Annotated in this window: 10 protein-coding genes; 3 read left to right on the top strand and 7 right to left on the bottom strand. The window is 44.7% G+C overall.

The features are described from left to right. The first annotated feature begins 105 nt into the window (after window positions 1–105). The 3 genes from AC1DRQ_RS06950 to AC1DRQ_RS06940 all read left to right on the top strand — a co-directional run bounded on the left by AC1DRQ_RS06950 (window position 106) and on the right by AC1DRQ_RS06940 (window position 6,881). Window positions 106–2,214, top strand: a complete 2,109-nt coding sequence (locus AC1DRQ_RS06950; protein WP_477423149.1) for an alpha-L-arabinofuranosidase C-terminal domain-containing protein — start codon at window positions 106–108, stop codon at window positions 2,212–2,214. Window positions 2,215–2,258: 44 nt separating this feature from the next. Continuing rightward, window positions 2,259–3,833, top strand: a complete 1,575-nt coding sequence (locus AC1DRQ_RS06945) for a glycoside hydrolase family 43 protein (protein WP_477423147.1) — start codon at window positions 2,259–2,261, stop codon at window positions 3,831–3,833. Window positions 3,834–4,427: 594 nt separating this feature from the next. Continuing rightward, window positions 4,428–6,881: a glycoside hydrolase family 2 TIM barrel-domain containing protein gene (locus tag AC1DRQ_RS06940; RefSeq protein ID WP_477423145.1), complete on the top strand. Its 2,454-nt coding sequence runs from the start codon at window positions 4,428–4,430 to the stop codon at window positions 6,879–6,881. Window positions 6,882–7,029: 148 nt separating this feature from the next. Here AC1DRQ_RS06940 and AC1DRQ_RS06935 read toward each other — a convergent pair whose 3' ends face one another. From AC1DRQ_RS06935 to AC1DRQ_RS06905, 7 genes are all read right to left on the bottom strand, one after another. After that, window positions 7,030–7,677, bottom strand: a complete 648-nt coding sequence (locus tag AC1DRQ_RS06935; RefSeq protein ID WP_477423144.1) for a beta-xylosidase family glycoside hydrolase — start codon at window positions 7,675–7,677, stop codon at window positions 7,030–7,032. 5 nt (window positions 7,678–7,682) lie between these two features. Then, window positions 7,683–8,642: a glycoside hydrolase 43 family protein gene (locus AC1DRQ_RS06930; protein WP_477423143.1), complete on the bottom strand. Its 960-nt coding sequence runs from the start codon at window positions 8,640–8,642 to the stop codon at window positions 7,683–7,685. Window positions 8,643–8,657: 15 nt separating this feature from the next. Beyond that, window positions 8,658–10,103, bottom strand: coding sequence for a family 43 glycosylhydrolase (locus AC1DRQ_RS06925; RefSeq protein WP_477423142.1), 1,446 nt, complete (start codon window positions 10,101–10,103; stop codon window positions 8,658–8,660). A 61-nt stretch (window positions 10,104–10,164) separates the two neighbouring features. Continuing rightward, on the bottom strand, window positions 10,165–10,437 hold the full coding sequence (locus AC1DRQ_RS06920) for a hypothetical protein (RefSeq protein WP_477423141.1): 273 nt from the start codon (window positions 10,435–10,437) through the stop codon (window positions 10,165–10,167). 850 nt (window positions 10,438–11,287) lie between these two features. Then, the gene (locus AC1DRQ_RS06915; protein ID WP_429399529.1) at window positions 11,288–11,887 is read right to left on the bottom strand and encodes a hypothetical protein; all 600 of its coding nucleotides are present in this window, start codon (window positions 11,885–11,887) and stop codon (window positions 11,288–11,290) included. After that, entirely contained in the window at window positions 11,884–12,357 is a 474-nt protein-coding gene (locus AC1DRQ_RS06910; protein WP_429399530.1) for a (2Fe-2S)-binding protein, read from the bottom strand. The genes AC1DRQ_RS06915 and AC1DRQ_RS06910 overlap by 4 nt, the downstream gene beginning before the upstream one ends. Before the next feature lie 33 nt (window positions 12,358–12,390). Continuing rightward, the gene (locus AC1DRQ_RS06905; protein ID WP_477423139.1) at window positions 12,391–14,652 is read right to left on the bottom strand and encodes a xanthine dehydrogenase family protein molybdopterin-binding subunit; all 2,262 of its coding nucleotides are present in this window, start codon (window positions 14,650–14,652) and stop codon (window positions 12,391–12,393) included. Window positions 14,653–14,770: the final 118 nt, after the last annotated feature.

Genomic DNA, 14,770 nt, shown 5'->3' with positions numbered 1-14,770 from the left:
CACGCTATCCGGAATACCGATAAACTCAGAAATAATTTTCAATGGGAATGGCTCGCTGGCCTTATAAAATAAGTGTAAAAAACACAATAAATAATATTAAATTTCATGATGAAAAAGTTATTAGCCATTTCAGGATTGTTCCTGTTCACTGCAACAAGCTTAAAAGCGCAAAACCCTAAGCTTACGCTTGATTTAACCAAGCCCGGAGCAAATGTAAGCCCGCAATTGTATGGATTGATGACCGAAGAGATCAACCATTCGTACGATGGGGGTTTGTATGCCGAGCTGATCAAAAACAGGATATTTAAGGACAACCCAAATACGCCGGAAGCATGGAGCGTAATCAAGGAAGGTGGCGCGAAGGCTACAATGCAATTAGTTGCCGCAAACCCCAACTATATACCTGCAGATGAGCGGCGCCATGCAATTAATGGCGCGTTAACCACTTGTTTAAGATTATTGGTGGATACCGGCGGTGGCCGGGCCGGTATTGCAAATGAAGGTTATTGGGGCATACCCGTTTTGCCTAATACAACTTATAACGCCTCTTTTTATATTAAAGGTATGGAAAGCAAGCCATTGACCGAGCAATGGGCTCCCGCGCCTAAAACTGCAGTTCCGGTAATTGCTGATAACACTGCCGGGCCTATAACCGTAAGTATAGAAAGCAATGACGGTAAAACGGTATATGCTTCGGGGACTATTAATTTAATAAAAAGCGCCTTTTGGAAAAAATATGAACTTAAATTAACAACCGGCGCTGATGTTAAACCAACATCTGCCGCCCGTTTTGTTATTTCGACGAACCGTACCGGGGTTTATTATTTTAACCTCGTCTCTTTATTTCCGCCAACCTATCATAACCGTCCCAATGGGAACCGGATAGACATAATGAAATTATTGGCTGATATGAAACCCCGCTTTTTACGTTTTCCAGGCGGTAATTTCCTTGAAGGCCCGAAATTGACCGATGCATTTCCGTGGAAAACTACTTTGGGACCGCTTGAGGGGCGCCCCGGCCATACCGGCTCATGGGGCTATCGCCCTACCGACGGGATGGGCTTACTTGAATTTTTAGAATGGTGCGAAGACCTGAAGATGGAACCACTGCTTGCCGTTCATGCCGGCTATTCACTCGATGGCGACCATGTGGACGCAGGCCCGCTTTTAAAGCCATACGTAGATGATGCGCTGGATGAAATTGAATATGTTACGGGCGACGTACATACCTACTGGGGGGCTAAGCGTGCGGCAGATGGGCACCCGGCACCCTTTAAACTCAACTATGTGGAGATTGGTAACGAAGACGGGTTTGACGCGTCTGGCAGTTACGACGGACGTTTTGCACAGTTTTATGATGGCATTAAAGCCAAATATCCTAGCCTTCACTGTATCGCAACCATCGGTGGTAAGGACTGGCTTGGGACCAGGGGCAAATTAACAATTCGCAAGCCCGAAATTGTAGATGAACATTATTACCGCACTGCCTGGGAAATGGAAGAGGATGCGGCACATTATGATAATTACGACCGCAAAGGATATAAAGTGTTTGTAGGTGAGTGGGCAACGCGTGAAGGCGAACCAACCACTAATTTGAATGCTGCCCTGGGCGATGCTGCCTGGATGACGGGCATGGAACGAAATTCAGACCTGGTTATCTTGTCGTGCTACGCGCCATTATTTGTAAATGTAAATAAAGCAACGGCAACTTCCCCAAAAGCCTGGCAATGGGACTCGGACCTGATAGGTTACGATGCTTTAAAAAGTTTTGGTTCACCATCGTATTATGTGCAAAAGATGTTTAACAGCTATATCGGCAATAAAGTGGTGCCTATAGCAGGCGCCAATATCCCTACCCAAACCAGGCCTGCCACCAAGCAGGACAGCGCGGCGAACAAAATGCCCCAACCTATACCAGCCATGTTTTATGTAGCTACCCGGGACACCAAAACGGGAAAACTGTTTCTTAAAGTAGTAAATGCAACAGGAAAGCCGCAGCAGGTTGATATTGATTTAAAGGGGGCTGGAAAGTTTTCTCCCGAGGGTAGTATCGTGGTCATAAAAGGTGATAAGCCCGAAGATACGAACACGATCAGCGATCCGGTAAAAATAGTCCCGGTTACCTCCAAGATAAAAGTGGCCGGCGCTAAATTTACAAGGACCTTCGATCCATATTCAGTAAGCGTGCTTCAAATAAATACATTAACTAAATAATTAAAACCAGCTACGAATAGCAGGACAAAAAAACAAATGTGAATATGAGAAATGCGATTTACAGGTTATGGATGACGGCATTAATTATCACGCTTATAATGCCGTGTTTATACGCACAAAAAGCCACTAACCCCATTATTTATGCCGATGTACCGGACATATCAATAGAACGTGTAGGCAATAGCTATTACATGAGCAGCACAACAATGCACATGAGTCCCGGTGTACCGATCATGAAGTCAAACGACCTGGTGACCTGGAAAACGGTGGGTTATGCATATGATACTTTAGGAAACGTTGATGCATTAAATCTCACAAATGGCAAAAACGCATATGGGCAGGGGTCGTGGGCAAGTTCTATTCGTTTCCATAATGGTACCTATTATGTAAGCACATTTTCTGCAAATACCAATAAAACGCACATTTACAGTACTAAAAATATCGAAAAAGGTCCGTGGAAAGCCAGGTCATTTGCCCCCGACCTGGGTGATCACTCGTTGTTTTTTGATGATGACGGAAAAGCGTATATGATTAGCGGGAGCGGAGATTTAAGGTTAGTTGAATTAAAGGATGATCTTTCCGGTATAAAACTCGGCGGAACGGACAAAATTATCATTGAAAAGGCAGGCGAGCCTTCGGGCGGTACCGGCCTAGGTCCGGAGGGCTCCCAACTGTTTAAGATAAACGGCAAATATTACCTTTTCAATATTACATGGCCAAAGGGCAGCATGCGCACTGTTATCATACACCGGGCAGATAAGATCACCGGCCCGTACGAAGGACGAATTGGCCTTCAGGATCTTGGTGTGGCACAAGGTGGATTGGTCGAAGCGCCAAATGGGGCCTGGTATGCTTATTTGTTCCGTGATTATGGCTCGGTGGGCCGTATTCCCTATTTAGTCCCTGTAAAGTGGGTGGATGGATGGCCCGTTTTGGGCACTGGCGGCAAAGTGCCCGATACACTCGATCTGCCGGCCGGTAAAGGTTTGATCCCGGGCATAGTTGCTTCAGACGAGTTTGCCCGTAAAAAAGGTGAACGTGCATTACCACTGGTTTGGCAATGGAATCATAACCCGGATAATAGTTTGTGGTCTGTTACAGCGCGGAAAGGGTATTTACGGCTCACTACCGGCAGGATTGACACCGATTTCGTGATGGCACGAAATTCATTGACACAACGCACTATCGGTCCGGTGTGCTCCGGGACAGCTTCGCTCGACGTTTCTAAAATGAAAGATGGTGATTTTGCGGGTTTGGGTCTTTTGCAAAAAAATTACGGGTTGGCTGGTGTAAAAATAACCGGGGATAGCAAAGCTATCCTGATGATCAATGCAAGCACTGGGAAACCCGTAGAAGCACAAAAAATCCCCTTGAGCCAAAAAGTAGTATACTTTAAGGCGGAGTGCAATTTTACGAACAGAAAAGACGTGGCAGATTTTTTTTATAGCCTGGACGGGAAAACATGGATCCCATTGGGCACACAATTAAAAATGGCCTATACCTTCCCACATTTCATGGGCTATCGTTTTGCTTTGTTTAATTATGCTACAAAAAATATAGGTGGGGCTGCTGACTTTGACTTTTTTCATATAACAAGTTCCATTTCCACGGAAAAATAAAGCCTGTTAAATCAACGAACGCAAAAAATGAAAAATATACCTTAATGTATTATGCTTACAGCCCCGGTTGTTTGCAGGGCGCAAAGCTATCAAAAAACGGCATTAGGTTTAAAGGCATCAGTTAACCGAATTTCGGTTGAGGTTCACTTTTACCACCCGAAATAACCCGGGTGGTAAAAGTGCCCGAGGGAATGTTTTTACCAAAGAGAGCCTTTCGGTCGTCAAAAAGCCACAGCAAACGCAAATCAGCATGGCGATATTGTACCTCGAAGCAATAAGTTAATTTTTCTTGGAAACATAAGGTATCATCATGGAACAAGTCCAAATGTCCAAAAGTTGAATGGAATCAAGTTTATTTTTATCGACTTACTAACTGACAATCAATTATGTACGTTTAATTCGGTGCATAGGGTATAACTGAAAATTGACGCACCGAAGTACTCACTTTTTGTTGCTAATTGGTGTATAAAAATGGGAATTTTGCATCAAAAAATAATCATGTAATCATTTGATTTACAGGATTTTAAAATGTTTTTAACAAGATTTTCGGTGGAGAGGTAGGATCCCGTTACTTCAAAAAAAATGTAAATCACTATGAAACAAAATATTACGAACAAAATTACATGGCATATTAGAGCAATAGCTACTGCCCTGCTGTTTTTAGCCGGTAACATCGCCTGTCGGGCTCAGAACCCTGATAAAACTGAGCGAAAACAATTATTTGATAATAACTGGAAGTTTTTTCAGGGAGATACAGCATCGGCAAAATCAAAGGATTTTAACGATATGGGTTGGCGGAGCCTTGATTTACCACATGATTGGAGCATTGAAGGTAAAATAAGACCTACAAACCCGACAGGAGGTGCGGGTGGATACTTTCCGGCAGGTTCTGGCTGGTACCGGAAAACGTTCAGAGCCCCGGCTGAATGGAAGGGTAAAAAGATTTCCATTTACTTTGAAGGGGTTTATATGAATTCCGAAGTATTTATTAATGGAAAATCACTTGGAATTTACCCTTATGGCTATTCATCCTTTAGTTATGACCTTTCGCCGTTTTTGGATTTTGATAATGAAAATGTAATAGCGGTGCGGGTAGACAATTCGGAGCAAGTGAACAGCAGGTGGTACAGCGGTTCCGGGATATATCGCCACGTTTGGATAACGGTTACCGATGCTGTACATATAGCTGATCGGGGAGTTGCAATTGCCACTCCTGATGTGTCTCCAAAGAAAGCAACCGTTCAAATTAAAACCTTGGTAAAAAACGAAACCGGTTTGCCTCAAAATATTGTTCTCAGCACCCGGTTACTGGACGTAAATTCTAAAAATGCAGGAAATAATCAAATAAAGGTTAAGCTGGCTGCCAATAGTGAACAGGAAATCGCTCAAACCATAATCGTAGCAAATCCGCTGCAATGGACACCGGAAACACCCCGTTTATACCATGCCCAAATACAAATTATACAAAGTAAAAATGTAGCGGACAAGGTGAAGACGGGTTTTGGCATACGTTCCATAAAATTTACTGCTGAGAATGGATTTCAGCTTAATGGCAAAACAGTAAAGCTCAATGGCGGATGTGTACATCATGATAATGGTTGCCTGGGTGCCGCTGCTTTTGACCGTGCAGAGGAACGTAAGGTCGAGCTGCTCAAAGAAGCGGGCTTTAATGCTGTAAGAACTTCTCATAATCCCCCCTCTGAGGCTTTTTTAAATGCTTGCGACAAGTTAGGCCTTTTGGTTATTGATGAATCGTTTGATTGTTGGAGAACAGGTAAAAACAAACATGATTATGCCCAATATTTCGACCAATGGTGGAAACGTGATTTAGAAGCCATGGTTTTGCGAGATCGTAATCATCCATCAATTATCATGTGGAGCATTGGCAATGAAATAGTGGAGCGGGGTAGCCCCGGAGCTGTACAAACAGCCAAAATGCTTGCAGATGCTATCAAAAAAATAGATACTGTTCGCCCGGTTACATCCGCTATTGTAGAAAGTGGTAAAGACTGGGCGGCTTTTGATTCCCTGATGGCGGCCCATGATGTCGGCGGGTATAATTATCATTTATGGAGTGCGGCTGCTGATCATCAGCGGGTACCTTCCCGAATGATCGTTCAAACGGAGTCGTATCCCAAGGATGCTTTTGCCAACTGGAAGCTGGTGAAAAACAACAATTATGTTCTTGGGGATTTTGTTTGGACAGCTATGGATTATCTTGGAGAATCGGGGATAGGCCGTTCGTATTATTCGGGTGATGTGCCCGGTGAGCACTGGGAACATGATTTTTTTCCCTGGCACGGTGCCTATTGTGGCGATATTGATCTGATTGGATGGAGGAAGCCGATTTCGCATTACCGTAGCCTGTTATATAATAATACCGAAAAGCTGTACATGGCCGTTCGTGAGCCTGAACCGTCTCCCCTGGAAATTAAAACTACATGGTGGTCGGTGTGGCCGACCTGGGAAAGCTGGACCTGGCCAGATTATGTGGGAAAGTCTATTACCGTAGAAGTTTATTCAAAGTATCCTAAGGTTCGTCTTTACCTCAACAACAAACTCATTGGCGAAAAGCTAACGACAGAAGAACAGGAATATAAAGCCGATTTCAATGTGCCTTATTCTCCTGGTCAGCTTAAAGCAATCGGTGTAGATAAGGATAAGGAAATTGAATCAACCATTTTGCAAACTTCCGGCGATGCTGCTAAAATTCAATTAACTGCTGATCGAAAAGAGATAGCAGCTAATGGACAAGATTTGTCATATGTCACAATAGAACTAACAGATGCGAACGGCATACCGCAACCCAACGCTGTAAACTGTCTGCAACTAAAAATTGAAGGACCCGGAATAATTGCGGGAGTAGCCAATGCGGATATGAAAGATACGGACTCCTATGTTGGAAATACGCACAAAGCCTGGCACGGACGTGCTTTGGTTGTAATCAGAAGCACTCATAGTACCGGTGATATAAAATTGACAGTTAGTTCAGTTGGTTTATCAGGGACTACTTTAAATATTAAAGCAATTTCCGGAACAAACAAGTAAAAGACGTATATCTCGCTCTACCTGCTTAAGTTTTCGTCAGGACATTAGTTCTTTTACACGCAGCAAGCGATCAAAAAATGTCAAAAGGTGGCCAACGGTAACAAACATGAATGTGCAGGTCAGTTCATCATATATCGTTGGTCATTTTTTATTCGTTTTTCTGGAATTCATATCTGAACCAATTAATATCAATATAGCCTTTAGCCTTAATCGTATTGAAATTATAGATGCCGATCCGGTCTCCCCGGTAACTGCCCCAGGTCAGTTGGGACGTTCCGGCAAAGGGGGTGAATACCCGCCCATTAATGCTGAACGAGTAGGTGTTTTCGCCGTTGAAATCCCAGGTTGAACGAAGCCAGATCGTTTTCCCGGTGATTCTGACGCCAACAGTATCTTTCCCGTTACACTCATATACCAAGTACCGCCTACCTTCGGCCTGCCTGATACCCAATGTGCTATAACTGGTGGTCGAAAAGTGTGTCAGGCCCGCGTATTGACCGTTGACCATATGGTCAATATTCATTTGAATGGTTACCGTATTGGCTTTGGTTCGCATCGTCCGTTGCGTCAGGGTGTTCCCTGCCCGTAGAATGAGTTTCTTCGGTTCGTAGGGCATGAGCGGTTTGAACGCATGCAGACGGAGATGCCCCGGACGCTCTGTCAGCGACCACTTTTCGGCTCTGGGCTGGTAATTCCATTCCCATTGAGCTTTCAGGATCGATGAACTGAAATCATCGCTGCCTAAAATGCCAAGGTCGTTTTTGACATCGATCGGTTTAGCGGCCGACCACACCATCCGGCCTATACCATCTTCTCCAACCGCTCCGACGATGGGCCATCCATCAATCCATTGTACGGGCAGCAGACTGGCGGCCCGGCCTTCCCAGTCACCTGTACCGTGATGTGTAAAAAATACCACTGACCGTTCGGAAGCTGTATCAAACCGCCTTGGTTGGGCTCTCTATCTACCTTTGAATCGACATGGTTTAACTGCCTGACCTCCCAGGGGCCGGTAAGCTTTGTAGCGCGTTCCATCATCATCACACGTCCCTCTTTCCTGACCTCGCTGAAATAATGGAAATAAAAACCACCTATCTTATACAATTTATTGGCTTCGCTACCCTTGGACTGGTGGATGATCGTATCTGATGAGGTGATAAGGCTTTTGCCGTCCGGGCTCATCCTGAACAGGTGGATGTTGTATTGTTTGTTGGTTTTAGGGTCGAATTTAAAATTCGTAGCGATAAAATAAAGCTGGCCGTCATCGTCACAAAAAGAACTGCAATCATCCCAGCCCGCGGTCTTCCAAACCTGATGCAGGGGTTCCCAGGGCCCGCCGGCATTGATGGCCGAACTCATAAAAAATCCGTCATCAGGAGTGCCGAAATAAACCCAAAACCTGTTTTTATAGTACCGTATAGACCCCGCCCATATACCTGTGCCGTAAGCATTCATGCGGTTCCAATTCAGTTCCGGACTGATGGTAGTAATATCTTTAACAACATGGCCGATGATCTCCCAGTTGACAAGGTCTCTGGAGTGCAGTACAACCATTCCCGGCGAGAACTGCATGGTCGACGAAATGGCATAGTAATCTGCTCCAACACGGATGGCATCGAGGTCGTTGTAATCTGCAGGCAGGACAGGATTAACGTATGTGCCATTTTTTTGGTCACCCCATCGCTCCGATAATTGGCCGTACAGGAACAAGGCCTGGAGTTGCAGAAAAAATACTATGGAAAATACCCTTATCGCTTTCATCTTAAGAAACTTGGTCTAATAAATATTCCATTCCCATATTCCTTTAACACCGCTTGTTATTTTCACTCTTAAATAACGGGCTCTGATCCGGAGGTCGTCTGTATAAGGCGATTGAATTTTCAGGTCGGAATGCGTGGCACATGTTCGCCATTTGTTGCCATCTGTGGAGTATTCAAGTTTGTAGGTATGCTCCGCTGTCGGCCGGACGAAATACACCTCGCTCCGTTTGATCCTTTGAGCAATACCCAGATCGGCTACCATCCAGTTGGCCCTGTCTTCCGAAGCAGGCATCCAGCGTGAGCCGTTCTGCCCGTCGAACGCTAACGCGGGCACAAAAGATTCTGTCCTGTGCAGCAACCTGTCTTGATTCGGTTTTATCAGCAGATCCGGGCGAATACTAGAAGCAGTAGCAGCGACAACCTTTATTTTTTTATCCGGCCGAACGGGACCCAGCGCGCCTACACCATCCAGCGTAAGTTCCACGGGGCGGATTGTTCCGTCTTCATTGAAGATCAGCTTATTGACATAAGTCTGCCGGTTGGTACTGCCGCGGCCAAATTCAAGATAGGCAAAATAATAATCATCAGTTCCCGGTACATTAAAAACACAGCCATGACCGGGGCCAAAGATCTGCCGTTGGTGATCCGTGGTCGATACGAGATCTTCCTTTGGAAAATCAAACGGGCCTAACGGGGAGACCGTACTGGTCACGTAGGCGTACTGATATTTCTCGTCTCCTCCCTGGGTGTACAGATAATAGTAAATACCCTTACGTTTAAAGAAAATGGGGCCTTCAGAATAGGCTGTTCTGGGAGTAGGTATGGTAATGATATTGCTGTCGACAGTAACCATATCCAACGCCAGTTTGGCCGCGCGCCGGTGCTGCCAGAACACGTAAGCCTGGTGATCATCATCTATAAAAATCTCGGCGTCGATACCCAGTGGAGGTTTGGCATTTTTGGACGCCAATAACGTTCCGGCAGAATAGGGCATGATAAAAGTATCCGGGCCTTTCGCTAACTTGAACGGGCCATCGGGTGCAGCCGAAACTGCCGGGTACATAAACCCATTGACTGTGGGGTAAATATAATATTTGCCATTTGCCGAAATGGCCTTGCTTGGAGCCCAGTATTTCTGATTCACAGCTGAAGGGAAATAAGATCCCGAGAAACTCCAATTTACAAAATCTTTCGATTTCCAGACTACAGGCGGCCCGGACGCATCCAGTCCCCGGTCATAGCCATCTGTCGTCGCATAGCAATAGAATACGCCATCGATCAATTGAATGCTTGCATCAGCGACCATGTCGGGAATAAGTGCATGTCCGAAAGGGTTGGGCACCTGTGATTTTGCCGGAAGTGAAATTAAACCAAAGCAAGCGGGCAGCAGAATCAATCCGAAGAGCGCAGACGTGTGTTGTTTTTTAAAATAGGCTAAAAAGCTACATTTAGTAAGATTCATATTTTTTATCAGTGTCTGAATTAGTTTATTTGCCTTTTACACAATTAGCCGATATTGTATGTCAGCGCGATTTTACACTTGAAATAAGGGCAGGCGTACCTGACCATGTATTGAAATCCACCATAATCGCGTTCAAACCGCCCATGGAATTTGTCAACACGGCAGGTATATCGCCATGGGTTACCGCCGTCAGCCGTTCCAATATATTTTTTGGTCGACACATTAAATGCGCTACCTCCGGCATGCTCCTGCAAAATTCAAACTCTTTTGTATTTAGGTCCGTGGCAATTGGTTCGCACCTCCAGTGCGGGCCAAGTCCATTAATTCGAGGCATAATCTTATAATTGCCATCGATAAATCAAAATTATCAATTAAACAATGGTTAATAATTGCCTAATAGGACTTTCTTTTGTACAAAACCGACATTTTGTGGTTACTGCATACCTTTACTTAATGCAGTGTTTTTAGTATATCATCAGCGATCAGCAGGGTAGCGAGGATAAGCTTTGAGCAACTTGGTCTTCCTTAAATCTCGCTTTGCTTATATATAAAACAACGGCCAGCTTGTAAAGTACAAACCTGGTGGGTTCGACACGGTATAACGGGGCTTTTACTTTGTTGCCTGATAACATTCAAAACCAGGTTACAATGAACAAGATACTATATGTCGCCCGCAAGGCCAAATACTTATTACGCGTATCAAAACTAATCTAAATTGTTGTTGCATAACTTAAAATAGATCGTTAAACTTGTATCAATCGCTGTTAAAGAATATGTGAGTAAAATAGTGAGTTGTTCTAAATATTCTCTATCAACTTATTGATATATAGTTATTTGTGGAAAGGATTAATCGTCCTGTCAGTACATACTATTCCATGCTTTATGTGAACAATAAGGTGAACAAAATCCGTTTTTTTGATTTGTTCACCATAAAGGATCTAATTAATAGATAATTACATCAAAAAAAATCAGACTAAAAAGGACGCATTCAGGTCTCTTTTTTCGCTTTCCGGTGAATTGATTTTAATAGGGTGATATGGATAATTTCGCGATAGATCCCCCTCCAATTTTTGTGAATTTGTTAGGGAAGTTGCAACACAGGAGATTATCAATATTCGCTATCAATTTCTGAAGCACAATAAAGGCTCTGTGGAGATCTGATAGACCTTTAAGTGTGTCATGAATTATTTTGCAGGTGCATAAGCACCGTTTTTAAGCCAGGTAATCCATGCTTTCTTAAACGCTGCATGGCTCAACGGTGGAAGTGTTCGCCCTTCACCGGGATTCCATCCTGCCTTGACTAACCCGTCGTCAGCATGTGCTATCAACTGCTGCAATGTTTTATTACCATTTGTCTTTGGGTTCACCAACTGTTTGGCCAGTTGATTTGGCGTCCTTCCCTGGAAAACCATTTTCATATTTGCCGGAGGTAGATGCCAATTAGGATTCCCTGGAGGTTTATTCAACCCCGCAATATTTGTCGGCTGATGGCAGTTTGAGCATTTCATCGCATACAAGCCTTTACCCTCTACGCCTCTCTTGGGAAGCATAGCGTGCAAATGGCTGTCGTCTCCCTGAAGTGGGACATCTCCGGATGGATGGCAATTCATACAACGGGCGCTCATTAGTACAGTATACACTTGCTTGAAAGCTGCTACAGAAGCTAAACTATCTTTTTTTACTACAACTAAGGGGACAATTGTTTTTGAAGTATTCAGGCTAAAAGCCATTATGCCAACCATGATCAACAAGGTGCCTATTACAGCAAGAGATCTCTTTTTCATTTCCCTAAAGTCTCCTTCCCTTGCAGTTCTGACGCTAAATGGATGGCTTCACGTATGCGCAAATAAGTACCGCAGCGACAAATATTGCCTGCCATGGCGTCATCAATATCCTGGTCTGTAGGTTTTTTGTTTTCTTTTAGCAGCACAGCAGCTGACATGATCTGCCCGGCCTGGCAGTAGCCGCATTGAGACACGTCTAACTCCAGCCAGGCCTTTTGTAACGGGTGGGTGTTGGTTGCAGATAAGCCTTCAATCGTCACTACCTTTTTTCCTTCGGCACGGCTTACTTTTGTAACGCAGGAGCGAACGGCCTCACCATTCAAATGAACTACACATGCACCGCATTGTGCCACCCCGCAGCCATACTTTGTTCCCACAAGACCAATGATATCCCGGAGCACCCACAGCAATGGTGTATCAGGGTTTGTATCTATATTGTAGGTTTTCTTATTAATGTTTAGTGTGATCATAACTAAAATATTATGGTTGAAAAAATCAATGAATTAAACCGCAGGTATCTCAGGCTGTGGTGAAGAAAAAGGCTGCTGATAGTAACGCCGGCCGGATGCCCTGTACAACGCGTTAGCTACTGCGCCAAATACAGGAGGAAAGGGTGGCTCACCCAATCCGGTAGGGTCAATATCATTCTGAACAAAATGGACCTCAACTTTTTTAGGTGCTTCGTGCATGCGGATGATCCTGTACTTATGAAAATTATTTTCTTCTACCACGCCATTTTTATGCGTCAATCCGCCATAAAGAGAATTTCCAATTCCGTCAACAACTGCGCCCTGTACCATATTCGTTGCTGCATCCGGGTTTATCACTATTCCGCAATCCATGGCGCTGAATACTCTTTCGACATACGGTTGCCCGTCTTTGGTCGTCATATCTACTACATGGGCCGCATAAGAATTATGGCAGAAATAAGCGGCAACGCCACGGCTGAATTTTTTATGTTCCGGGCCATTCCACCCCGATTTTTCTTTAACTAATTTCAACACGCCGGCGTATCGGTCAGCATCATATTCATTGTTTTTACCTACTGGATTTTCTTTTGCTCTTTTTAACAACTCCAACCGGAAGTCTATTGGGTCTTTACCCATTGCTTCCGCCAATTCATCCAGGAAAGACTGTTCTGCGGCCGCATTGAAGTTAGATCTCGGAGCCCGGAACGCACCGATGGTAATGTTGGATGCGATCTGCCAGCCTTCGGCAAGGTAATTATCTATCGCACCGGCCGGAAACCTGTTTGCATGAATGGCATGTTCAGGTATCCCGCCACCTTTAACGTGAAAGGCGATCAGGTTTTTATTGGCATCCAGCGCAGCCCGGTAGGTAGCTGTGTACATAGGGCGATAAATACCATAGGTCGTGTCATCTTCGCGACTGTAGATGAGTTTAACAGGTGCCTTTGCTTTTTTAGAGATCAGAGCTGCCTCTATCAGATAATGTCCATAAGCTCTGCGGCCAAACCCTCCACCCATACGGGTCATCTGAATTTCGATCTTGTCGGCGGGTAGTTTTAAAACTTTCGAAAGCGTCGGCTCTGTCCAGCCAGGGGCTTGTAAAGGGCCTACTACTAAAGCTTTTTCATCGGTGACGTGGGCAAAGAAATTCATCGGCTCCATGCAGTTATGTGCCAGGAAAGGTGCATTATAAGTGCGTTCGATGATTTGCGCCGCATTCTTGAACGCGGTTTCCGGATCGCCGTCTTTTCTTAATTCCTGTCCGGGTTTACTGGCGTACTCTCGCATTTTTTCATATTGGGTGGCAGTATTTTCAAGCTCCCCGGGAACGATAACCTCCCTTTTTCCTCCCCTGCCTCCCATAGTATCTTTGGTATCGCCGGTAGGTTCCCATTCTGTGATGAGTTTTTTACGGGCATTCATCACTTCCCAGGTGGTTTTGCCTACCACCACCAGCAGATCATTGAAGGTGCGCGTGTCAAAACCTCCCTGTTCAAATCCATCTTCATATAATTTCAGGGTGAAGACATCTTTTACACCGGGCATTCTCAAAGCCTGGGATGCATCAAACGATTTGAGTTTCGTACCAAATGCAGGCGGATGCTGGATCATGGCAATCAGCATACCTTCATGTTTATAATCCAACCCAAAAAGCGGCTTGCCGCTGATGATCTTCGTCCCTTCAACATTTTTTTGTGAACTTCTGACTACGTTAAAATTTTTGACATCTTTTAACTTAACGCCCTTGGGTACGGGAATACCTGCAGCTTTTGATGCAAAGTCACCATACTTCCCTGTTTTACCGCTTTTTTCATGGTAAAGCACTCCGGCTTTAGTTGTCACTTCTTCCACAGGTACTCCCCAGGTTTGGGCTGCGGCCTCCATCAGCATGCGGCGGGCAGTTGCGCCCGCTTCGCGGAGCGGCTTCCAGTACATCCTCACGGAATTACTGCCTCCGGTAAACTGAGGGCCTAATTTTACGTTGTCGTGCGGCCCCATTTCAACCACTACTTTTTCCCAGGTCACGTCCAGCTCCTCGGCTACGATCATAGGAAGTGAAGTCATCACATTTTGTCCGAATTCCGGGTTAGGGCAAATGATTTTTATGATATTATCCGCGGTGATCTTGATATATCCGTTTATTTCATTCCACTCTGCAGTAGTACCAGCGTCAACGCCCCTGGCGGCAAGCCCAAATTTTGCGAGTGCACTGAATTGGATCATCAGTCCGCCTCCGACAAGTGCAGAAGCCTTTAAAAAGGCACGCCTGCTGAAATTGGTTTTGGTCTTTTCCATTTTAATATTAGTTTTCTAATGGTGTATCAAACTTTTAATATTGAACAACGAATTTCACACGCTTTTAACGGGTGGAGAGGTTCGCAAAAAATCATAGTGGTTAATATAATTATCTTAG

This window comes from Mucilaginibacter sp. P4_E8 (genome assembly GCF_056401495.1).
The sequence above is the reverse complement of the archived record's forward strand: the minus strand, read 5'-3'. Positions and strand labels throughout refer to the sequence as shown.

Excerpts from the sequence above, each read along its gene's own strand:
- AC1DRQ_RS06935 (WP_477423144.1), bottom strand. The coding sequence starts at position 7,677 with ATGGTGTGGTCGGCCGCTAAACCGATCGATGTCAAAAACGACCTTGGC.
- AC1DRQ_RS06945 (WP_477423147.1), top strand. The coding sequence starts at position 2,259 with ATGAGAAATGCGATTTACAGGTTATGGATGACGGCATTAATTATCACG.
- AC1DRQ_RS06925 (WP_477423142.1), bottom strand. The coding sequence starts at position 10,103 with ATGAATCTTACTAAATGTAGCTTTTTAGCCTATTTTAAAAAACAACAC.
- AC1DRQ_RS06920 (WP_477423141.1), bottom strand. The coding sequence starts at position 10,437 with ATGCCTCGAATTAATGGACTTGGCCCGCACTGGAGGTGCGAACCAATT.
- AC1DRQ_RS06915 (WP_429399529.1), bottom strand. The coding sequence starts at position 11,887 with ATGAAAAAGAGATCTCTTGCTGTAATAGGCACCTTGTTGATCATGGTT.
- AC1DRQ_RS06950 (WP_477423149.1), top strand. The coding sequence starts at position 106 with ATGATGAAAAAGTTATTAGCCATTTCAGGATTGTTCCTGTTCACTGCA.
- AC1DRQ_RS06905 (WP_477423139.1), bottom strand. The coding sequence starts at position 14,652 with ATGGAAAAGACCAAAACCAATTTCAGCAGGCGTGCCTTTTTAAAGGCT.
- AC1DRQ_RS06910 (WP_429399530.1), bottom strand. The coding sequence starts at position 12,357 with ATGATCACACTAAACATTAATAAGAAAACCTACAATATAGATACAAAC.
- AC1DRQ_RS06930 (WP_477423143.1), bottom strand. The coding sequence starts at position 8,642 with ATGAAAGCGATAAGGGTATTTTCCATAGTATTTTTTCTGCAACTCCAG.
- AC1DRQ_RS06940 (WP_477423145.1), top strand. The coding sequence starts at position 4,428 with ATGAAACAAAATATTACGAACAAAATTACATGGCATATTAGAGCAATA.